The organism is Paenirhodobacter enshiensis, from assembly GCF_000740785.1.
In the GTDB taxonomy this organism is placed as follows: domain Bacteria; phylum Pseudomonadota; class Alphaproteobacteria; order Rhodobacterales; family Rhodobacteraceae; genus Rhodobacter; species Rhodobacter enshiensis.
The window spans coordinates 21272-40944 of the sequence record NZ_JFZB01000033.1 but is presented as its reverse complement, the minus strand read 5'-3'; the positions used below and the strand labels follow the sequence as shown (position 1 = coordinate 40944).

General features: G+C 67.4%; 20 protein-coding genes. 7 read left to right on the top strand and 13 right to left on the bottom strand.

Going from position 1 to position 19673, the window contains the following annotated elements:
* Positions 1–49: 49 nt before the first annotated feature.
* Positions 50–2203, bottom strand: a complete 2154-nt coding sequence (pnp, locus tag CG50_RS13115; protein ID WP_036639239.1) for a polyribonucleotide nucleotidyltransferase — start codon at positions 2201–2203, stop codon at positions 50–52.
* A gap of 305 nt (positions 2204–2508) precedes the next feature.
* On the opposite strand from pnp, the gene CG50_RS13110 reads away from it, so the two are divergent.
* A complete protein-coding gene (locus CG50_RS13110; protein ID WP_036639238.1) occupies positions 2509–2841 on the top strand; it encodes a DoxX family protein in 333 nt (110 codons plus the stop codon).
* Between the two features lie 92 nt (positions 2842–2933).
* On the opposite strand, the gene rpsO is transcribed toward CG50_RS13110, so the two are convergent.
* Complete coding sequence (gene rpsO, locus CG50_RS13105; RefSeq protein WP_036639236.1) at positions 2934–3203, bottom strand: 30S ribosomal protein S15; 270 nt, start codon at positions 3201–3203, stop codon at positions 2934–2936.
* A gap of 142 nt (positions 3204–3345) precedes the next feature.
* Complete coding sequence (gene mntR, locus CG50_RS13100) at positions 3346–3786, bottom strand: manganese-binding transcriptional regulator MntR (protein ID WP_036639268.1); 441 nt, start codon at positions 3784–3786, stop codon at positions 3346–3348.
* A gap of 135 nt (positions 3787–3921) precedes the next feature.
* Between mntR and CG50_RS13095 the strand changes: the two genes are divergently transcribed.
* Both CG50_RS13095 and CG50_RS13090 read left to right on the top strand, forming a co-directional pair.
* Complete coding sequence (locus CG50_RS13095) at positions 3922–5208, top strand: Nramp family divalent metal transporter (protein ID WP_036639234.1); 1287 nt, start codon at positions 3922–3924, stop codon at positions 5206–5208.
* Positions 5209–5274: 66 nt separating this feature from the next.
* A complete protein-coding gene (locus CG50_RS13090; protein WP_036639232.1) occupies positions 5275–5670 on the top strand; it encodes a VOC family protein in 396 nt (131 codons plus the stop codon).
* 148 nt (positions 5671–5818) lie between these two features.
* On the opposite strand, the gene ilvD is transcribed toward CG50_RS13090, so the two are convergent.
* From ilvD to CG50_RS13060, 6 genes are all read right to left on the bottom strand, one after another.
* Positions 5819–7654: a dihydroxy-acid dehydratase gene (gene ilvD, locus CG50_RS13085; RefSeq protein WP_036639229.1), complete on the bottom strand. Its 1836-nt coding sequence runs from the start codon at positions 7652–7654 to the stop codon at positions 5819–5821.
* A 104-nt stretch (positions 7655–7758) separates the two neighbouring features.
* Entirely contained in the window at positions 7759–8463 is a 705-nt protein-coding gene (locus tag CG50_RS13080) for an energy-coupling factor ABC transporter ATP-binding protein (RefSeq protein ID WP_036639227.1), read from the bottom strand.
* Complete coding sequence (gene cbiQ / locus CG50_RS13075) at positions 8460–9164, bottom strand: cobalt ECF transporter T component CbiQ (RefSeq protein ID WP_051909995.1); 705 nt, start codon at positions 9162–9164, stop codon at positions 8460–8462. The genes CG50_RS13080 and cbiQ overlap by 4 nt, the downstream gene beginning before the upstream one ends.
* Positions 9161–9718, bottom strand: a complete 558-nt coding sequence (locus CG50_RS13070; protein ID WP_245615729.1) for a cobalamin biosynthesis protein CbiL — start codon at positions 9716–9718, stop codon at positions 9161–9163. The genes cbiQ and CG50_RS13070 overlap by 4 nt, the downstream gene beginning before the upstream one ends.
* Positions 9715–10332, bottom strand: coding sequence for a cobalt transporter CbiM (gene cbiM, locus CG50_RS13065; protein ID WP_036639225.1), 618 nt, complete (start codon positions 10330–10332; stop codon positions 9715–9717). The genes CG50_RS13070 and cbiM overlap by 4 nt, the downstream gene beginning before the upstream one ends.
* Positions 10333–10342: 10 nt before the next feature.
* The gene (locus CG50_RS13060) at positions 10343–11119 is read right to left on the bottom strand and encodes a DUF4198 domain-containing protein (RefSeq protein ID WP_036639223.1); all 777 of its coding nucleotides are present in this window, start codon (positions 11117–11119) and stop codon (positions 10343–10345) included.
* A 148-nt stretch (positions 11120–11267) separates the two neighbouring features.
* Between CG50_RS13060 and nikR the strand changes: the two genes are divergently transcribed.
* Positions 11268–11798 carry a nickel-responsive transcriptional regulator NikR gene (gene nikR / locus CG50_RS13055; RefSeq protein WP_081880438.1) on the top strand — a complete coding sequence of 177 codons (531 nt, stop codon included), beginning with the start codon at positions 11268–11270 and terminating at the stop codon, positions 11796–11798.
* Positions 11799–11848: 50 nt separating this feature from the next.
* On the opposite strand, the gene kdsA is transcribed toward nikR, so the two are convergent.
* The 3 genes from kdsA to CG50_RS13040 are packed head-to-tail and all read right to left on the bottom strand — an operon-like array spanning position 11849 to position 15016.
* Positions 11849–12682, bottom strand: a complete 834-nt coding sequence (gene kdsA / locus CG50_RS13050; protein WP_036639222.1) for a 3-deoxy-8-phosphooctulonate synthase — start codon at positions 12680–12682, stop codon at positions 11849–11851.
* 20 nt (positions 12683–12702) lie between these two features.
* Positions 12703–14349, bottom strand: a complete 1647-nt coding sequence (locus CG50_RS13045; protein WP_338048285.1) for a capsule biosynthesis protein — start codon at positions 14347–14349, stop codon at positions 12703–12705.
* A 16-nt stretch (positions 14350–14365) separates the two neighbouring features.
* Positions 14366–15016 (bottom strand): ABC transporter ATP-binding protein, encoded by a 651-nt coding sequence (locus CG50_RS13040; protein ID WP_036639216.1) that lies wholly within the window; start codon positions 15014–15016, stop codon positions 14366–14368.
* A gap of 131 nt (positions 15017–15147) precedes the next feature.
* On the opposite strand from CG50_RS13040, the gene CG50_RS13035 reads away from it, so the two are divergent.
* Both CG50_RS13035 and CG50_RS13030 read left to right on the top strand, forming a co-directional pair.
* Positions 15148–15810 carry a uracil-DNA glycosylase family protein gene (locus tag CG50_RS13035; protein WP_081880437.1) on the top strand — a complete coding sequence of 221 codons (663 nt, stop codon included), beginning with the start codon at positions 15148–15150 and terminating at the stop codon, positions 15808–15810.
* Positions 15807–16625 carry an SseB family protein gene (locus tag CG50_RS13030; RefSeq protein WP_036639214.1) on the top strand — a complete coding sequence of 273 codons (819 nt, stop codon included), beginning with the start codon at positions 15807–15809 and terminating at the stop codon, positions 16623–16625. Before CG50_RS13035 ends, CG50_RS13030 begins: the two co-directional genes overlap by 4 nt.
* A gap of 72 nt (positions 16626–16697) precedes the next feature.
* Here the strand turns inward: CG50_RS13030 and CG50_RS13025 are convergent, their stop codons facing one another.
* Entirely contained in the window at positions 16698–17126 is a 429-nt protein-coding gene (locus CG50_RS13025) for a DUF1489 family protein (protein WP_036639211.1), read from the bottom strand.
* A 202-nt stretch (positions 17127–17328) separates the two neighbouring features.
* On the opposite strand from CG50_RS13025, the gene CG50_RS13020 reads away from it, so the two are divergent.
* Positions 17329–19611, top strand: coding sequence for an adenosylcobalamin-dependent ribonucleoside-diphosphate reductase (locus CG50_RS13020; protein WP_036639209.1), 2283 nt, complete (start codon positions 17329–17331; stop codon positions 19609–19611).
* The last annotated feature ends 62 nt before the right edge of the window (positions 19612–19673 follow it).

The following is a 19673-nucleotide window of genomic DNA, read 5'->3' as shown; positions in this document are numbered from 1 at the left end:
AAAACGGCCCCGGAAGATCCGGGGCCGTTTCCTGACGAAAAGGAAAGGATCAGGCTTCGGCGCCGTCGGCCTTTTCCTCTTTCTTCTCGGGGGCGATTTCCTCGCCGGTCTCCTGGTCGACCATCTTCATGCCGAGGCGAACCTTGCCGCGGTCGTCGAAGCCGAGCAGCTTGACCTTGACTTCCTGGCCTTCCTTCAGCGCCTCGTTCGGGTGGTTCAGACGCTTGTTGGCGATCTGAGACACGTGAACCAGACCGTCACGCTTGCCGAAGAAGTTCACGAAGGCACCGAAATCGACCAGCTTCACCACCTTGCCGGTGTAGATCTTGCCGACTTCCGGCTCTGCCACGATCGAATAGATCATGTCATGCGCCTTCTGGATCGCCGCCGCATCCGAGGACGCGATCTTGATCACGCCGTCGTCGTTGATGTCGACCTTGGCGCCCGAAACCTCGACGATCTCGCGGATGACCTTGCCGCCCGAACCGATCACTTCACGGATCTTGTCGGTGGGAACGGTCATGGTCTCGATCTTCGGCGCATAGGCGCTGAAGCCCTGCGGCGCGGTCATGGCCTTGGCCATCTCGCCGAGGATGTGCATCCGGCCGTCCTTCGCCTGGGCGAGGGCCTGCTCCATGATCTCCGGGGTGATGCCGGCGACCTTGATGTCCATCTGCAGCGAGGTGATGCCGTTCGAGGTGCCCGCGACCTTGAAGTCCATGTCGCCGAGGTGATCCTCGTCGCCGAGGATGTCGGTCAGCACGGCCCACTTGCCGTCGTCTTCGAGGATCAGACCCATCGCGACGCCCGCGACCGGAGCCTTCAGCGGCACGCCCGCATCCATCATCGACAGCGACGAACCGCAGACGGTGGCCATCGAGGACGAACCGTTCGATTCCGTGATCTCCGACACGACGCGGATCGTGTAGGGGAACTCGGTCGCCGGCGGCAGAACCGCCTGCAGCGCGCGCCAGGCGAGCTTGCCGTGGCCGATCTCGCGGCGGCCGGGCGAACCCACGCGACCCACTTCGCCGACCGAGTAGGGCGGGAAGTTGTAGTGCAGCAGGAAGCTCTGACGCGAGTTGCCGTTCAGCGCGTCGATGATCTGTTCGTCATCGCCGGTGCCGAGCGTGGTGACCGCAAGCGCCTGGGTCTCGCCGCGGGTGAACAGCGCCGAGCCGTGGGTGCGCGGAAGGACGCCGGTCTCGATGGTGATCGGACGCACCGTCTTGGTGTCGCGGCCGTCGATGCGGGCGCCACCGTTGATGATGTCACCGCGCAGGATCGACGATTCCAGCTTCTTGATCGCCATCGGCAGGTTCTTGTCGGCCAGCTCGTCTTCGCTCAGGCCAGCCTTGACCTTGGTGACGGTCGCGGCGACCGCGTCCTGACGGGCCAGCTTGTCCTTGATCGCGAAGGCGGCGCGCATGTCGGCTTCGCCGAGCGACTTCACCTTGGCGTAGAGCGCGGCGTATTCCGGCGGCGAGAAGGCGAAGGGCTCCTTCGCGGCATCCTCGGCGAGCGCGATGATCGCGTCGATAACCGGCTGCATCTGCTCGTGGCCGAACTTGACCGCGCCCAGCATCTCGGCTTCCGACAGCTCATAGGCCTCGGATTCGACCATCATCACGGCGTCCTTGGTGCCGGCGATGACCAGATCGAGACGCTGCTCGGGGTTGTTGCGCAGGTTGGTCATCTCGTCCATGCGCGGGTTCAGGACGTAAGCGCCGTCCTTGAAGCCGACGCGCGCGGCGCCGATCGGGCCCATGAACGGCACGCCCGAGATCGTCAGCGCGGCCGAGGCGGCGATCATCGCCACGATGTCCGGGTCGTTCTCGAGGTCGCACGACAGAACCGTCGCCATCACCAGGACTTCGTTCTTGAAGCCTTCGACGAACAGCGGGCGGCACGGACGGTCGATCAGGCGCGAGACCAGCGTCTCACGCTCGGACGGACGGGCCTCGCGCTTGAAAAAGCCGCCAGGGATCTTGCCGGCGGCGTAGTATTTTTCCTGGTAATGCACGGTCAGGGGGAAGAAGTCCTGGCCTTCCTTCGGCGACTTGGCGAAGGTCACGTTCGCCATCACCGAGGTCTCGCCGAGCGTGGCGACGACGGAACCGTCGGCCTGACGCGCGATCTTGCCGGTCTCCAGCGTCAGCGTCTCGCCGCCCCACTGGATGGATTTTTTCACAACGTTGAACATTCAGCGTATCCTTTTGGGAGCACGCAGGGGGCCTTCCCCTGTCTCCCTGCCTATGGCGGCCCCATTGCCGCCGCCCCCTATCCTTTGCATGCGCCCGGGGGCCCGAGGGCGTCACATCGCAGATGGCCAAGGCCCATACAGGAAAACGCGACCTTTGGGAAGACAGGAGTGGCGTGCACGGTTGACGCCCCGTCTTCGCGGGCCAATAAGAAAATGACCCGGACGATCCTTTCTCCGCGCCATGTGTTCCGTCGGCCTCCGGGCCGGGACCGGGCGGGCCATCGAATGATCAGAGGAAGACTTCCATGCTTTCGGGATACGATCCGACCCTCCTCGCCTGGGCACTAAGCGCGTTCTTCGTCGCCGGCGGGCTGTTCAACATCATAGCGCCGCCGATGCTGGCCGCGGAATATGCCCACTGGGGCTATCCGTCGTGGTTTCACTACATCACCGGGCTGTGCGAACTGAGCGCCGCCGCGCTGATGGCCTTTCCCCCGACCCGGCTGCCCGGCGGAGTGCTGGCGATGGCGGTGATGGCGGCGGCCGTGATCACCGTGCTCTGGCACCATCAGCGCACCCATGCCATCGCCCCCGGAATCGTCTTCGTGCTGACCGGCGCGATGCTGTCGATGCTGTAAGCCGGAAGAACCGCTCTGCGGAAATGCGAAACGCCCGGCCTTTCGGCACGGGCGTTTGCTGTCCGGCCCGAAGGCCGGCCATGTCGGAAGGCTCAGCGACGCAGGCCGAGACGCTCGATGAGCGAGGCATAGCGCGCCTGATCGCGCGACTTCAGATAGTCGAGCAGCTTGCGGCGCTGCGCAACCAGCATCAGCAGGCCGCGACGCGAGTGGTTGTCCTTCGCGTGGACCTTGAAGTGCTCGGTCAGGTTGGCGATGCGCTTCGACAGCAGCGCGACCTGGACTTCCGGCGAACCGGTGTCGCCCGGCTTCGTCGCATAGTCCTTGAGGATCTGGTTCTTGTCTTCGACGGTGATCGACATCGGATGTCTCCTGTAACAAAAATGACGGCACGAGCCGGGATGTCGTCCAGCAGGGCCCTTGGCTCCACCCGCAGGCGGATGGGCGCCCATAGCAGGAAACGCCAACGAATCAAAGCTAATTGTCAGGCGAGGCCCAGCCGGCTCAGCGCGCCGCCAGAAACGCCTCGAACGCTTTCAGCGTGACGTCGGAGACGTGATGCTCCATCCCCTCGGCATCGAGGCGGGCGGTCTCCGCCGGCACACCGAGCGCGATCAGCAGCTCCAGCACCACCTGATGACGGGCCCGCACGCGGGCGGCCAGCGTTACCCCCTCGGGGGTCAGGAACACGCCGCGATAGGGCCGCGACACAGCCAGCCCCTCGCGCTTCATCCGCGCGACGGCCTTGGTCGCGGTCGGATTCGTCACACCCATGCGGCTCGCGATGTCGGTGATCCGCGCCTCGCCCATCTCGGCGATCAGATCGTCGATCATCTCGGCATAATCTTCAAGCACGGCAACGGATTGCGCCGCGCGCGCCTGATTGAAACGCTCGGCGTCGCACGGAAGATCCGGCTCGGAGATGCTCTGATCGGTGACTCGCATGAGGCCGTCCATGTCGGTTTTGAGACAGGTTACACGAGGACGGTGGCAATGAAAACCGCATCAGACTGTGAAGCCGGTTGACACTAATGTAGCCAAGGCTAAACTCTGCGGCGAATTTCGGTGGAAGGACAACGAATGCAGGGCTCTTTGTCGGCACGGACGCAATCGGCGATGGCGGATGTGCTGAACGGTCGCAGGCGCGGTCCGATGGCGGTGCTGGTCTTCGCGGGGCCGGCGGTCGTCGCCTCGGTGGCCTACATGGACCCGGGCAATTACGCGACCAACATCCAGGCCGGCGCGGGATACGGCTACACGCTGCTGTGGGTGGTGCTCTTCGCCAACCTGATCGCGATGCTGTTTCAGGCGCTCTCGGCCAAGCTCGGCATCGTCACCGGCAAGAACCTGGCCGAGCTGTGCCGGCTGCACCTGCCGCGCCCGCTGGTCTGGGTGATGTGGGCGATCTCCGAAGTCGCGGCGATGGCGACGGATCTGGCCGAGTTCCTCGGCGGCGCCATCGGTCTGTCACTGCTGACCGGGATGCCGCTTCTGTGGGGGATGGGGATCACCGCGATCGTCACCTATGCGATCCTCGCCTTCGAAGGCCTGGGCTTTCGCCCGATCGAGCTGATCATCGGCGCGCTCGTGGGGGTGATCGGGCTGTGCTACCTCGTCGAGGTGGTGATCGCCCCGATCGACTGGGGCTCGGCTGCGCAGGGGCTGATGACGCCGCAGCTCGCCGATGCCGGTGCGCTGATCATCGCCGTGGGCATCATCGGCGCCACCGTGATGCCGCACGCGATCTATCTGCATTCCGGCCTGACCCAGCACCGCGCCACGATCCATTCCGATGCCGAGCGCGGCCGGGTCGTGCATTTCTCCAATATCGAGGTGATCGCCGCCCTGACCGTCGCGGGCATGGTGAACATGGCCATGGTGATGATGGCGGCCTCGGCCTTCCATTCGGGCCATTCCGACGTGGCCGAAATCGAAACCGCCTATCACACCCTCACCCCCCTCCTCGGCGCGGCGGCGGCGGGCGTGTTCCTGGTGTCGCTGATCGCCTCGGGGATCTCGTCTTCGGTGGTCGGCACGATGGCGGGGCAGATGGTGATGCAGGGCTTCCTGCAGATCCGCATCCCGCTGTGGCTGCGCCGGGCGGTGACGATGGTGCCCGCTTTCGTCGTGGTGATGATGGGGGTGAATGCGACGGATGCACTGGTGATGTCGCAGGTCGCGCTCTCCATCGCCCTGCCGGTGCCGATGCTGGCGCTGGTCTATTTCATCGGCCGGCGCGAGGTGATGCGCGAATTCGTCAGCCACCGGCTGACCCGCACGGTGGCGATCCTCGCCGCCTGCGTGATCCTGCTACTCGACGCGGTGCTGCTCGCCTCGACCTTCGGCTTGCCGGTGCCGGGGATCTGACCCCTTGCCGGTCCCCCGCCCGCGCCCTATCGCTGAGGGCAACCCGACCGGCAACAGGAGGCCCCGATGGCCAAGATGATCCACACCATGATCCGCGTGCTCGACGAGGCGCGCTCCCTCGCATTCTACGACACCGCCTTCGGGCTGAAGACCCGCGACCGGCTGGATTTCCCGGACTTCACCCTGATCTATCTGGCAAATGACGAAAGCAGCTTCGAACTCGAACTGACCGTGAACAAGGGCCGGACCGAGCCCTATGACCTCGGCACCGGCTACGGCCATGTCGCCGTCTCGGTCGACGATCTCGCGGCCGAGCACGCCCGCCTCACCGCGGCCGGCCTCGCGCCGCGCAAGATCGTCGATTTCGCCCCGGCGGGCGCACGCATCGCGCGCTTCTTCTTCATCGCCGACCCCGACGGCTATCAGATCGAGGTCCTCGAACGCGGCGGCCGCTACCTCTGAGCGACACCCACGCACGGCGTCCGGCACCCTCCGGTGCCGCCGCGCTCTCTTTCATCTTTCCGAAAATATCCCGGGGGTGAATTTGCCTGAAAGGCAAAGAGGGGGCGGCGCCCCCTCCCTTCCCCGCATCGTCACATGAGGCCCCGGATCACTCCGGCAGGATCCGCACCCCGCCCTTCGCCGCCGACGACGCCAGCATCGCATAAGCCTTCAGCGCGGTCGACACCTGGCGCGAGCGCGGCGCGGCGGGCTTCCAGGGCAGCGGCCCCCTGGCGGCACGGCGCGCGTCAAGCACATCCTCGGCCACGCGCAGGTTGATCGTGCGGTTCGGGATGTCGATCTCGATGACATCGCCGGTCTCGACCAGACCGATCAGCCCGCCCTCTTCGGCCTCGGGGCTCACATGACCGATCGACAGACCCGAGGTGCCCCCCGAGAACCGCCCGTCCGTCAGGAGCGCGCATTTCTTCCCGAGCCCTTTCGACTTCAGATAGCTCGTCGGATACAGCATCTCCTGCATCCCCGGTCCGCCGCGCGGCCCTTCGAAGCGGATCACCACCACCTCGCCCTCATGCACCTTGCCGGTCAGGATGCCCGAGACCGCATCGTCTTGCGATTCGAACACCTTCGCCGGGCCCGAGAAGGTCAGGATCGACTCGTCCACGCCCGCGGTCTTCACGATGCAGCCGTTCAGCGCGACATTCCCGAACAGCACGGCAAGCCCGCCGTCCTTCGAGAACGCATGTTCGGCATCGCGGATCACACCGCTCTGGCGGTCGCGGTCGAGCTCCTTGTAGCGCGCCGCCTGGCTGAACGCCTGGGTGGTGCGCACACCGCCCGGAGCGGCGCGATAGAACTCCTCGACCTTCGGATCGTTCGAGGTCGCCACATCCCATTTCGCGATCGCCTCGCCGAGCGTCGGGGCGTGAACCGTGCGTGCGCCCATGTGCAACAGACCGGCACGGCCCATCTCGCCCAGGATGCCCATGATGCCGCCGGCGCGGTGCACGTCCTCCATGTGGACGGTCTGCTTCGCCGGGGCGACCTTGCACAGGCAGGGCACCTTGCGGCTCAGCCGGTCGATGTCCTCCATGGTGAAACTCACCCCGCCCTCATAGGCGATGGCCAGCAGATGCAGCACCGTGTTGGTCGAGCCGCCCATCGCGATATCGAGGCTCATCGCGTTCTCGAACGCGTCGAAGGTGGCGATGTCGCGCGGCAGCAGGCCCTTTTCCTCGGCCTCGTAATGGCGCCTGGTGATCTCGACGATGCGCCGGCCGGCTTCGAGGAACAGCTCCTTGCGGTCGGCATGTGTCGCCAGCATCGAGCCGTTGCCCGGCAGCGCGAGGCCGAGCGCCTCGGCCAGACAGTTCATCGAGTTCGCCGTGAACATGCCCGAGCACGACCCGCAGGTCGGGCAGGCCGCCTTCTCGATCGCCTCGACCTGTTCGTCGGTATAATTGTCATCGGCCGCGTAGACCATCGCGTCGACCAGATCGACGCCGTGGTCGATGATGTCGGCCGAGACCTTGCCCGCTTCCATCGGCCCGCCCGAGACGAAGATCACCGGGATGTTCAGCCGCATCGCCGCCATCATCATGCCGGGGGTGATCTTGTCGCAGTTCGAGATGCAGACCATCGCGTCAGCGCAATGGGCGTTGACCATGTATTCGACCGAATCGGCGATCAGCTCGCGCGAGGGCAGCGAATACAGCATACCGTCGTGGCCCATCGCGATGCCGTCGTCGATGGCGATGGTGTTGAATTCCTTGGCGACGCCGCCGGCCTTCTCGATCTCGCGCGCGACGAGCTGGCCCATGTCCTTCAGATGGACATGGCCCGGAACGAACTGGGTGAACGAGTTGACGACAGCAATGATCGGCTTCCCGAAATCGCCGTCCTGCATGCCGGTGGCGCGCCAAAGGCCGCGCGCGCCCGCCATGTTGCGGCCGTGAGTGGATTTTCGAGAACGATAGTAAGGCATTGCTGGCTCCTGGCGAAATATTGCTGCGAAAACAGCCCGTCCGTCATAACGATATAAATCCGGATTGCCAAACCCCTTTGGGTCAGCAGGGCTGCCCTGCCCGCTCAGGCCTTCGGATGCAGATGCGGGTGAACGTGCATGTGCGGGTGAACGTGGATCTCGGCCTCGCTCAGCCGGCCACCGGCGATCAGCATGGCGCGGGTGGCGATCTCGGCCACGAACCCCTCGTCATGCGAAACGAGGATCATCGCGCCCTCGAAAGCGGCGAGCGCCGTGCGCAGCCGCGCCCCGTTCGCCGCATCGACCCCGTTCGTCGGCTCGTCGAGCAGCAGCACCTCAGGGCGCATCGCCAGAAGCCCGGCAAGACACACCAGACGTTTCTCGCCGCCCGACAGCCGATGCGTCACCCGCCCCTCCAGATGCCCGATGCCGAGCGCGTCGAGCGTCTCGCGCGCCCGGGCCTCGGCCTCGGCGGGGCTGAGCCCGCAGTTCAGCGGGCCGAAGCAGACGTCCTCCAGCACCGTCGGGCAGAACAGCTGATCGTCGCTGTCCTGAAACAGGAAGCCGATGCGCGGGCGCAGGGGGCGAAAGTCGCGCTCGGTGGTGCAGGGCTGGCCGAACAGCACCAGCCGCCCCGCCGCGACGGGTTCGAGGCCGACGATGGTGCGCAACAGCGTGGTCTTGCCCGCGCCGTTCGGCCCGACGATGGCCAGCCGGTCGCGCGGGAACAACTGCAACGCCGCCTCGCGCAGCACCGGCACGCCAGCGCGCGCGACCGTCAGCCCGGTCAGGGAAAGCAGCGGGATCATAGGCGGTCCACCAGGGTCAGGATCAGCGCGGCCGCGATCAGCGCGGCGAGGGCCATCTTGTCGCTGAGCACGGCGGGGGCAAGGGCGGCATGGGGAAAGCGGCCGGAAAATCCGCGCAGGCGCATCGCCTCCTCGATCCGGCCGGCGCGGGCGAGTGCGCGCAAGAGCAGCATCCCGATCAGATTGCCGTAACTCGTCCAGCTGTGCCGGTTCAGCCCCGGGCGAAAGCCGCGCAGCCGCATCGCATCGACCAGCCGGCCGGCCTCGTCGCGGATCAGCCCGAGGTAACGCAGCGCCAGGACGAAGATCCGCACCAGCGCCTCGGGCACGCCGAGGGCATGGAGCGCGGCGCCAAGGCGGATCGGCTCCACCCGCCCGAAGGCCGCAAGCAGCACCAGCGCCGCCGAGGTGACCTTGCACGCGATCAACCCGGCGCGCACCAGCCCCTCGGCGGTGATCGCAAGGCCCGCGACATGCGCGACCGGGCGCCCCGGCACCGTCAGCGGCAACAGCAGCACCAGGATCAGCACGAAGCCCTCGACATGGAGCAGCCGGTGCCACAGATCGCGTCCCGGCCGCAGCGCCGTCACACCGACAAGCAGCAGAACCAGCGCGGCAAGGGCGACCTCAACCCGGTGCAGCTGCGACAGTGCGATCAGAACCGCCAGCGCGCCGATCAGACGCAGTCGCAGGTCGCTCACTTCTCCCCCTTGCGCCGGCCGCTCAGCCACAGCCCGGCGCCGGCAAGCCCGGCGATCATGAACAGGGCGGACAAGATGTCGGCATAGCGCAGCCGGTCCTGCAGCGCCTCGATCTGTTCGGCGAGCGGGGTGACCTGACGCGCCACCGCGGCCTCGACCAGCGCGGCCATGTGGGCGTCTCGGTCGGTCCCTGTGGGGTCCGCCTCCGGCGCTGCGGCGGGTGCCGGCGCGCCGCCGAACCGCTCCGCCCCGAGCGTGACCGACGCCATATGCCCCTCATGCGTGTCGACCGAGACGGTGACCGGCGCGGCCTCCGGCCCCGGCACGGCGAAGGCGTAATTGCCCTGATCGTCGGTCTTGCCGCTGGCGATCGGTCCGCCGCTGCCCGAGGTGGCACTCCAGTCCACCCCCTCCGCCCGACCGCCGCCGATGAAGAAGGCATAGCCCGAGACCCGATCGTTCGCGACCGTGGCGAACAGCTTCAGCTTGTGCGCCTCGGCCGGGACGGAGAGCGCCAGCAGCGCGGCAAGGACGGAAAGAACCCGCAAGATCATCTTTTCGCCCCCGATGGCTCCAGCGCCGCGGGCTCGGTCCGGGCAAGGAAAGAGACCACGGCGGCGGTGATCGCCGCCTCGACCAGCGCGAGCGGGACGTAAGTCGCCAGCACGATCCGCGCGACCGGGGTATATTCGGGCGCCGACAGCGCAAGCACCAGCGACACCAGCGCCCCGGTGCCCAACACCGCGCCCGCCCCCGCCACGCCCGCCAGAACGCCGCGCCGCGTCCCCGTCGCGCGCCGGATCGCCGGGCCGAGGAGCAGCCCCATGACGACCCCCGGCCCCGCGATATCGAGCGTATTGACCCCGAGCGTCGTCACCCCGCCGATGCCGAACATCACCGCCTGCAGCGCCAGCCCGACCAGCACCGCCAGCGCCGCCCCCCAGCCCAGCATGATCCCCATCAGCCCGCCCAGCATCAGATGCACGCTCGTCGGCCCGAGCGGCACCGAGATCAGCGACACCGTGAAGAACGCCGCCGACAGGATCGCCGTGCGCACGATCGCCCGGTCATCGAGCCGGCGCAGCGCCATCGCCACCCCCGCCGCCGCCACGATCCCGCCGCCGATCAGCACCGGGGCCGAGAGAATTCCGTCCGGGATATGCGCCATCGCCCGCCCCTCAGTTCCGTTTGGCGGCCATGTCGGTCGCCTTCACCCAGATCAGCCCGCCTTCCTCGACCGGCACCGGCTTGCCCTCGGGCGAGGTCATCGGTGCATCGCCCTCGACCAGCGCGGCGAAGCCCCACCAGCCGGCCAGCGGCATCGCATAGGAAAACGTGCCATTCGCATCGGCCTTGAGAACCTGCGTCACGAAGGCATCGTTCGGCGGATCGACCCGGCCATCGTTGACGAATTCGACCTCGACCGTCGCGCCGGGCACGGGCTTGCCGTCCTGCAGCACGGTGCCGGTGAACAGATTGCCGGTCCACAGCCCCGTCGGGCGGGTCAGCGGCGCTATCTCGACCGGCAGACCGACGAGCGCATCCCACCCCTCGCCCGAGGCATAGCTGTCCACCACTACCTTGGCGTAATGAACGATGAATTTCCGCTCGGCCGGCTCCCAATAGGGTTGCGGTTTCACGTAGAACACCGCCGCGCCGGGGTCTTCGAGATCAGCCGAGACCTGCCAGCCCGCCCCGCCCGGCACCGGGTGCGGCGCGATCTTGTCGCTCAGATCGGTGTCCGTGCCATTCAGCACCATGCCGACGCGGGCGGGACGGCGCATCTCCATCACCGGGGCGCCCTCGACCGGATGGGTGAACAGCATGTCGAGCGTGACCTTGCCGCCCTCGGGCAGCACGTCGGCGGAGGGCAGGATCTCCTGGAAATGCGCGGCGGCGGGCAGCGCCGAAAGGCTGAGAGCGGCGGCGCAGATCAAAGCGGAGCGGACGGACATGACGGACCTCGGCGGCGACGGCAGGGAGTATGAATTATCTTACATTTCCTCATACGACCCGGAAACGCGTCCGACAAGGCCCGAGCCGCCCGCTTGCCGAAGCCCCCGCCCCGGTCTAGCCTTGCCCGAACCCCGGAGGTTTCCTTCCATGCAGCGCACCACCATCACCCTCGACGACGAGCTGGCCGCGGATCTGGAGGCCTGGCTCGACGCGCATGGGGCGCAAAGCCGCTCGGAGGCGATCCGCGATCTGTTGCGCCGCGGTCTTGCCGCGCGGGCCGAGCCACCCGAGGGCGCCGAATGCTATGGCGTGGTCAGCTATGTGGCGGATCTGTCGACGCGCAATCTGGCCGCGCGGCTGCCGCAAGGCCGGCTCGACCGGCACGATCAGACGGTGGCGGCGCTGTCGGTGCCGCTCGATCACCGGCATTCGGTCGAGGTGGCGGTGATGCGCGGCGATGCCCGTGCCGTGACCGGCTACGCCGAAGCGCTGTTTCTGGAGCGCGGGATCATGCACGGCACGCTCGGGATGATCCCGGTGGCGCGCGACGATGCGGCGCATGTCCATGACGCCCCCGCCGCCGAGGCGGAGCCTCACCCCCACGGGCATCACCACGCCGAGGAAGAGGAACAGCACGCCCATGCGCATCACCACATGCGCGTGCTGGCAAGTTTCTGAGCCCGCCGCCGGATGGCAGCAAACGGGCGGCCCGGTTACAGCCTGCCCGGTTACAGACGGAACGGATCGGCCTTCGCCAGCCGGTCGAAATCCATCAGCGTCTTCATCACCGTCCCCATCTGATCGAGGCGGATCATGTTCGGCCCGTCCGACGGCGCATGATCCGGGTCCTGATGCGTCTCGATGAACACGCCGGCGAGCCCGATCGACACCGCCGTGCGCGCCATCAGCGGCGCGAATTCGCGCTGCCCGCCCGAGGAGTTGCCCTGCCCGCCCGGCTGCTGCACCGAATGGGTGGCGTCCATGATCACCGGATAACCGGTCTGCATCATGATCGGCAGCGAGCGCATGTCCGTCACGAGAGTGTTGTATCCGAAAGAGGCGCCGCGCTCGGTCAGCAGGATCTTGTCATTGCCGGTCGAGGCCACCTTCTCCGCCACGTTCGGCATGTCCCAGGGCGCGAGGAACTGCCCCTTCTTGACGTTGACGACGCAGCCGGTCTCGCCCGCGGCCAGCAGCAGATCGGTCTGCCGGCACAGGAAGGCGGGGATCTGGATCACGTCGACGACCTCGGCCGCGGCGCGGGCCTGCGCGATGTCATGCACGTCGGTCAGCACCGGGCAGCCGAACTCGGCGCGCACGGTCTCAAGCATCTTCAGCCCGGCCTCCATGCCGACGCCGCGCTTGCCCTTCAGGCTGGTGCGGTTCGCCTTGTCATAGCTCGCCTTGAACACGAACTGCGCCCCGACCGTCTCGCAGATCTTCACCAGCGTTTCGGCGATCATCAGCGCATGGGCTTCGGTCTCCAGCTGGCAAGGCCCCGCGATCAGCGTCAGCGGCCGGTCGTTGCCGACGGTCAGCCCGCCGATCTCAACGTTCTTCATTCCTGGTATTCCTTCCCGGTTCAGCCCGACACCTGCTCGCGCAGGATCGAGGCCGTCAGCGACAGCATGAGATAGATGCCCGAGAACACGAGGAAGGCAAGGACCGTATCCTCGAAGGCACGCGGATAGGTCGGCCGGTCGGGCGGAATCGGCCGCACCCCGAGTTCGAGATAGCGCACCTGCTTGTTCGCCTCGATCCGCGAAGATTCCAGCTGCGTCGCGGCCGAGGCCAGCAGCGTCTGACGCGTCGCCAGATCCGCCTGCGCGAGTTGCAGCCGGCCGGTGATCTCGGCCAGGGACTGTGTGCCGTTGCGGTCCTTGGTCTGCTCGGCCCGCTGATCGGCGATCATCTGCTGCAACCGCGCGATGTCGCCGCGCGCGCCGATGACCCGGGCCTGGTTCGGCTGCGGGTTGTCGAGCAGCTGGCCCAGCTCCAGCTGTTTTTGCGCCAGCTGGCCTTGCAACGTGCCGATCTGGCTCATCACCACGGAGTTTTCCGACACCGGATCCAGAACGCCCAGCTGCTGCTGCAAGGCAAGAACCTGCTCCTGAGCGTCACCGACCTTCTTCTCGGCATCGTCATAGCTGTCGCGCGCGCCCTTCATCTGATCGGCGCGCATCCGCGCGGTCAGCTTGTCGACCTGCTCCTCGGCATAGGAGATCAGCGCCTCGGAGAACTGCTTCGACAGCTGCGGCGTGGGGGCCGAGACCTGCATCCGCACGATCCCCTCGTTGGTGTCGTAGCCGACCTTGACGATGCGGGAATAAAGCTTGAACGCCGCCTCGTCGCTCGACTCTGCCGGCAGACGCTGCAACGCGTCGATGTCAGGGGCGGAGAACACCTTGCGGAAGCCCTCGTCATGGTCGAGGCGCAGCATCGCATCGCGCGACTGCAGATAACTCTGCACCGTGATCGCATCCTGGCTGGTGGCGTATTGCGTGCCCGACAGCAGCCCCCCCATGCCCGCGCCGCCGGCATCGACCGAATCCGCCTTCTGGATCACAAAGGCCGAATCGGTCGCATACATCGGAGTCGCGATCTTGTAGAAATAGATCCCCGCGATCAGCGTCGGCAGGAAGACAAAGAACGCCAGCCGCGCGACCAGAAGGGCGACCTTGCGCCGGCGCCGGCGCGCGATGTCGCGCTGAACGCGCATGATATCGCGGGCGCGTTCGCCCTCGGTCAGGGGGGCCAGTGCGCCGGGACGGCTGGTCTGTGGCAAGGTGGCCTTGTCGGAAACCGGAACGACAGAACGCCCGCCGCTGCCCGCCTCGCTTTCCGCCACGGCACCGCTGTCCAGAAGATCGCTGCGGTCGAACGGGTCGATGCCCTTGCGACGCAGCTGACGCACGATCTCGAAATCCGATTCGGCGTCGATGCCATGCTTCTTGCCGATCCGCCGGGCCAGACGCAGCTGGCGCCCGGTCAGCCCCTCGGCGCGGATGGCCGCCAGTTCCGCCTCGACCGGGACCGGGTCAGCCGATGCCGGCGCCGGAGAGGCGGATGCGGCCGCCCCCCCGGGGGGCTGCGGATCTGCCGCCGCCTCCGGCTTCGCCCCGACCGGGGGGAACAACGCCGGATCGAAACCGTCCTCGGTCGGCGCGCCGAAGCTGCCCTCCGCGGCCGGCGATTTCCCGGGGGCAGAGCGACCCTCGCCCCGACGCAAACGATATCTGAACGCCTTAGGTGTAGTCATACATCCGCTTCGCTTCTTCGAGGGTGTCGCACATGTAAAGCCTGCCGTCGCGCAGCACCGCCGCGCTGTGGCAGAATTTTTCGATCGTCGAGGCCTGATGAGAGACCACCACCACCGTCGCATTGTCCAGCCGGTCGCGCAGGATCGAGCCTGCCTTGCGGTTGAATTCGACATCGGTGTTGCCGGGCATCCCCTCGTCGATCAGATAGATGTCGAAATCCAGCGCCAGCAGCAACGAGAAGGTGAACCGCCCCCGCATCCCGGAGCTGTAGATGCTGATCGGCTGATCGAAATATTCCTTCAGGTCGCACAGCCAGCGGCAGAACGCCTCGATGTAATCCGGATCGAGCCCATAGATCCGGGCGATGTAGCGGGCATTCTCGCGCGCGCTGAGCTTGCCGACCACCCCCCCCATGAACCCGAGCGGAAACGACACCCGACAGGTTCTGCGGATCTCGCCCTCGTCGGGCTTTTCCAGCCCGGCCATCATATTGATGATCGTGGTCTTGCCGGTGCCGTTGGGCGCGAGGATCCCCATCGAGCGCCCCAGCTCGACCCGAAAGCTCGCCCGGTCGAGGATCACCTTGCGCTGTGTCCCCGTCCAGAAGGACTTGCTGACGTTGTCGAATTCCAGCATCGCTCTCCAGCTTCCCGGCTCCGGCGGCCGGCGGCTCCCGTCGCGCCGCCTCGCCTATCCTCGCGCAATATCGTAAACAATCAACTCATCGCCGTGCCGGGATGCGCCCCCGGCCGAAAGCCTGACCCATCATGCCTCAAACCGCCCCGCCGCCGCAATGCCCCAGCCCTGCCCCGCCGCCGCCGGCCGGGGATGCGGCCGCGCTGATCGCACGGATCCGCGCCTGTCGGCTGTGCGAGGCCCGCTTCGCCGCCACCGCGACGCACCACGCTCCGCGTCCGGTGGTCTGGTTTCGCCCCGGTGCGCGGATGCCGACCGGCACCCCCATGCTGATCGTCGGGCAGGCGCCGGGGGCGCGGGTCCATGCCTCGGGCCGGCCGTTCACCGATCCGTCGGGCGACCGGCTGCGCGACTGGATGGGGATCGACGCGGCCACTTTCTACGACATCGGGCGCATCGCCATCGTGCCGATGGCATTCTGCTTTCCGGGCTATGACGCGAAAGGGGCCGATCTGCCGCCGCCGGCGATCTGCGCGAAGACATGGCGCGCGCGGGTGACCGAAGCGCTCGGCCCGGTCGGGCTGACGCTGCTGGTGGGCGGTGCGGCGCAGCGCTGGTATCTCGGCCCGCGCCCGGTGACGGAGGCGGTCGCGGGCTGGCGCGCCCTCGCGCCCGACGTCTTTCCCTTGCCACATCCGTCGTGGCGCAATACGGCATGGCTGAAACGCAACCCGTGGTTCGAGGCCGAGCTGGTGCCCGCCCTGCGTGCCCGGGTGAAGGAGGTCCTGACATGACGCCCACCCCCTACGACCGTGCCCATGCCGCGATGGAGGCCGATCCCGAGAACGAGGCACTGCGCCTCGCCGTCTACGACCGGCTTGCCGATGCGCAGCTGTTCCTGCTGCTCGAGGCCGATCCCGACGAGGACAATGACATCATCCCCCAGCTGTTCGAGACCGAGGCGGGCGATATCGTCCTCGCCTTCGACACCGAGGACCGTCTGGCCGAATTCGCGCAGGGCGGGCCGGTGCACTGGGCGGCGCTGCCCGGCCGGGTGATCGCGCAGCATCTGGCGGGCGAGAACATCGGCCTCGGTATCAACCTCGGCGTGGCGGAGTCCGCGATGCTGTTGCCGCCCGAGGCGATGGAATGGCTGACCGAGGCGCTGACCCAGACCCCGGTGCAGACCGAGGCGCTGCCGCTGTCCTTCGACGCGCCCGAGCTGCCGCCGGCGATGCTGGCGCTGCTGCTGCCGGCATTCGAGGCGAAATTCGACCAGATTACCGGCATGGCAAGCCATGCCGCCCTTGCCGGCGTGACCTATGAAGGCGGCCGGCGCGGCCATGTGCTGGCGATCCTCGGCGCGCCCGAGGAGGCCCGTCCCGGCATCGCCAAGGCGATGGGCGAGGCGCTGGCCTTCTCCGGTCTCGATGCCGGCGAACTCGATGTGACGTTCCTGTCCGAGGACGATCCGGCGGCCGAGGTTGTGCTCTCGAAGGCTTTGGTGCTGCATCTGCCCGACGAAGAGGCGCTCGCCGCCGAGGAAGAGGAAGAGGCCCCGCGCCTCGGACCCGGTATGGACCCGTCGAAGCCGCCGTTCCTGCGCTGAGCGCGGCAAGCCGATCCTGAAACGCGAAGGGCCGCCCGAAAGGCGGCCCTCGTCATTTTCGGGACGGCCCCCTCAGCGCAGACCGATTTCGGCCAGCGCCGCCTGCAGCGCACGCGGCAAGGGCGCTTCCTTCGTGCGGGCGCTCGCCGCCTCGCCACGGCGCAGATCGGCCGGCGCGGCATCGGGGTCGAGATAGCGCCAGCCCTGGAACGGGCGACGCGGCTGCGCCTCTGTCAGCACCACCTCGCGATCGAGGCCGATGGCACAGCGCCGGATGCCGTCATCGCCGATCGATTCGTCGAGCGAGACGATGCGTTGCCGCGCCAGCACCAGCCCCTTGAACACCCAGTAAAGCGAGCCGCCATCGAGGATCTCGGCCTCGCGCTTGGGCCACATCCGGGTCAGGTGCCGCGCCGGGCCGTCGCCGAAATGCAGCCGTTGCCAGTCGATCAGGTCATCGACGCCCTCGGCGCCGACGCAGAGCTTGACCAGGTGAATCATGTGCCCTCCGGGATTGCGGTTCCTCATCTAGGCCGTCGCGGCGGGGCCGGCAACCGGGGCAAGGCCCCGGGAAGGACCGGGCGGTGCGACAAACGCGAGGCTGGCCATTTTCCGGCGATGGGCTACCTTCGTCGCGAACATCCTTCCCCCTCCCCGCGCCCGGCTCCGCCGGACACAGGGCCTGCATTCAAGAGGTCCGCCGATGAGCCGTTTTGCCGCCCCGATTGCCGAACAGATCTGGGACATGAAGTATCGCCTGAAGGCGGGCGACGGCACGCCCGTCGATGCCACGGTCGAGGACAGCTGGCGCCGCGTGGCGCGCGCGCTCGCCTCGGTCGAGGCCGAGCCCTCGGTCTGGGAAGAGCGGTTCTATGCGGCGCTCGAAGATTTCCGTTTCCTGCCGGCCGGGCGCATTCTGGCGGGCGCCGGCACCGGGCGGCATGTGACGCTGTTCAACTGCTTCGTCATGGGCACCATCCCCGACAGCATGGCCGGCATCTTCGAGATGCTGAAGGAAGCCGCGCTGACCATGCAGCAGGGCGGCGGGATCGGTTACGACTTCTCGACCATCCGGCCGCGGGGCGCGGTGGTGCACGGGGTGGCGGCCGATGCCTCGGGTCCCTTGAGCTTCATGGACGTGTGGGACGCGATGTGCCGCACCATCATGTCGGCGGGCTCGCGGCGCGGCGCGATGATGGCGACGATGCGTTGCGACCACCCCGACATCGAGGATTTCATCGCCGCCAAGCAAGACGCGAAACGCCTGCGGATGTTCAACCTCTCGGTGCTGGTCAGCGACGACTTCATGACCGCCGTGAAGGCCGGCGCGCCCTGGGATCTGCGGTTCGGCGGCAAGGTCTACCGCACCCTTCCGGCGCGCGAGCTGTGGGACCGGATCATGCGCTCGACCTACGATTACGCGGAACCCGGCGTGATCTTCATCGACCGCATCAACCGGATGAACAATCTGAATTACGTCGAGACCATCGCCGCCACCAACCCCTGCGGCGAGCAGCCCCTGCCGCCCTATGGCGCCTGTCTGCTCGGCTCGGTCAACCTGGCGCGGCTGGTGCGCGATCCGTTCGCCCCCGGGGCCGCGCTCGACACCGAGGCGCTCGACGATCTGGTGCGGGTGGCGGTGCGGATGATGGACAACGTGGTCGATGCCTCGCGCTTCCCGCTCGAACAGCAGGCGGCCGAGGCGCAGGCGAAACGCCGGATCGGCCTCGGGGTGACGGGGCTTGCCGATGCGCTGGCGATGACCGGGCTGCGCTATGGCTCGGAGGCGGCAGTGGAACAAACCGAAGCCTGGCTGCACGAGATCGCGCGCGCGGCCTGCCTCGCCTCCGTCGATCTGGCGCAGGAGAAGGGCGCCTTCCCGCTGTTCGAGGCCGAGGGCTATCTCGCCTCCGGCACGATGATGCAGATGGACGAGGACGTGCGCGCGGCCATCGCACGCCACGGCATCCGCAATGCGCTGGTCACCTCGATCGCGCCGACGGGAACCATCTCGCTTTACGCGGGCAATGTCTCCTCGGGGATCGAGCCGATCTTCGCCCTCGCCTACAACCGCAAGGTGCTGCAAAAGGACGGCAGCCGGACCGAAGAAGAGGTCAGCGATTACGCCGTGCGGCTGTGGCGCGAGATCATGGGCGACGCACCCTTGCCCGACAGCTTCGTCACCGCCCAGACCCTCGAACCGATGGATCACGTCCGGATGCAGGCGGCGGCGCAGAAATGGGTCGACAGCTCGATTTCGAAGACCATCAACTGCCCCGCCGACATTCCGTTCGAGGCGTTCCGCGATGTCTACATGGCGGCCTGGGACATGGGCTGCAAGGGCTGCACCACCTACCGGCCGAATGCGGTGACCGGCTCGGTGCTGTCGGTCGAGCCGGCCGCCCCGGCCCCGGCAAGCACGCCCGAACATGACATGACCCGGCCGTTCGACCGGCCGTCGTCGCTCGAAGGCGCGACCTACAAGCTGAAATGGCCCGGTTCCGAACACGCGCTCTACATCACCGTCAACGACATCTTCGAGGACGGCCGGCGCCGCCCGTTCGAGGTGTTCATCAACTCGAAGAACATGGAGCATTTCGCCTGGACCGTGGCGCTGACACGGATGATCTCGGCGGTGTTCCGGCGCGGCGGGGACGTGTCCTTCGTGGTCGAGGAGCTGAAGGCGGTGTTCGACCCGCGCGGCGGCGCCTGGATCGAAGGGAAATACATCCCCTCGATCCTCGCGGCCATCGGCGGCGTGATCGAACGCCACCTGATCGCCATCGGTTTCATCGCCGGCGAAGGCATGGGGCTGAAGAGCGACCCGAAGGCCGAACCGGAGCCCGTCTCCCCGCAGCCCGCCCCCGTGACGGCAGTCAGCGCGCCCCCGCCCGGCGATCTGTGCCCGTCGTGCGGATCGAGCGCGGTTCACCGCGTCGAGGGCTGCCTGACCTGCGCCGATTGCGGCTTCTCGAAATGCGGCTGAGCCATCGCAGGCCAGGGGCAGTCAGAGAAAGCAGATGAATGCTCAAAACGCAGCATAGATCT

Excerpts from the sequence above, each read along its gene's own strand:
- pnp (WP_036639239.1), bottom strand. The coding sequence starts at position 2,203 with ATGTTCAACGTTGTGAAAAAATCCATCCAGTGGGGCGGCGAGACGCTG.
- CG50_RS13110 (WP_036639238.1), top strand. The coding sequence starts at position 2,509 with ATGCTTTCGGGATACGATCCGACCCTCCTCGCCTGGGCACTAAGCGCG.
- rpsO (WP_036639236.1), bottom strand. The coding sequence starts at position 3,203 with ATGTCGATCACCGTCGAAGACAAGAACCAGATCCTCAAGGACTATGCG.
- mntR (WP_036639268.1), bottom strand. The coding sequence starts at position 3,786 with ATGCGAGTCACCGATCAGAGCATCTCCGAGCCGGATCTTCCGTGCGAC.
- CG50_RS13095 (WP_036639234.1), top strand. The coding sequence starts at position 3,922 with ATGCAGGGCTCTTTGTCGGCACGGACGCAATCGGCGATGGCGGATGTG.
- CG50_RS13090 (WP_036639232.1), top strand. The coding sequence starts at position 5,275 with ATGGCCAAGATGATCCACACCATGATCCGCGTGCTCGACGAGGCGCGC.
- ilvD (WP_036639229.1), bottom strand. The coding sequence starts at position 7,654 with ATGCCTTACTATCGTTCTCGAAAATCCACTCACGGCCGCAACATGGCG.
- CG50_RS13080 (WP_036639227.1), bottom strand. The coding sequence starts at position 8,463 with ATGATCCCGCTGCTTTCCCTGACCGGGCTGACGGTCGCGCGCGCTGGC.
- CG50_RS13070 (WP_245615729.1), bottom strand. The coding sequence starts at position 9,718 with ATGATCTTGCGGGTTCTTTCCGTCCTTGCCGCGCTGCTGGCGCTCTCC.
- cbiM (WP_036639225.1), bottom strand. The coding sequence starts at position 10,332 with ATGGCGCATATCCCGGACGGAATTCTCTCGGCCCCGGTGCTGATCGGC.
- CG50_RS13060 (WP_036639223.1), bottom strand. The coding sequence starts at position 11,119 with ATGTCCGTCCGCTCCGCTTTGATCTGCGCCGCCGCTCTCAGCCTTTCG.
- nikR (WP_081880438.1), top strand. The coding sequence starts at position 11,268 with ATGCAGCGCACCACCATCACCCTCGACGACGAGCTGGCCGCGGATCTG.
- kdsA (WP_036639222.1), bottom strand. The coding sequence starts at position 12,682 with ATGAAGAACGTTGAGATCGGCGGGCTGACCGTCGGCAACGACCGGCCG.
- CG50_RS13040 (WP_036639216.1), bottom strand. The coding sequence starts at position 15,016 with ATGCTGGAATTCGACAACGTCAGCAAGTCCTTCTGGACGGGGACACAG.
- CG50_RS13035 (WP_081880437.1), top strand. The coding sequence starts at position 15,148 with ATGCCTCAAACCGCCCCGCCGCCGCAATGCCCCAGCCCTGCCCCGCCG.
- CG50_RS13030 (WP_036639214.1), top strand. The coding sequence starts at position 15,807 with ATGACGCCCACCCCCTACGACCGTGCCCATGCCGCGATGGAGGCCGAT.
- CG50_RS13025 (WP_036639211.1), bottom strand. The coding sequence starts at position 17,126 with ATGATTCACCTGGTCAAGCTCTGCGTCGGCGCCGAGGGCGTCGATGAC.
- CG50_RS13020 (WP_036639209.1), top strand. The coding sequence starts at position 17,329 with ATGAGCCGTTTTGCCGCCCCGATTGCCGAACAGATCTGGGACATGAAG.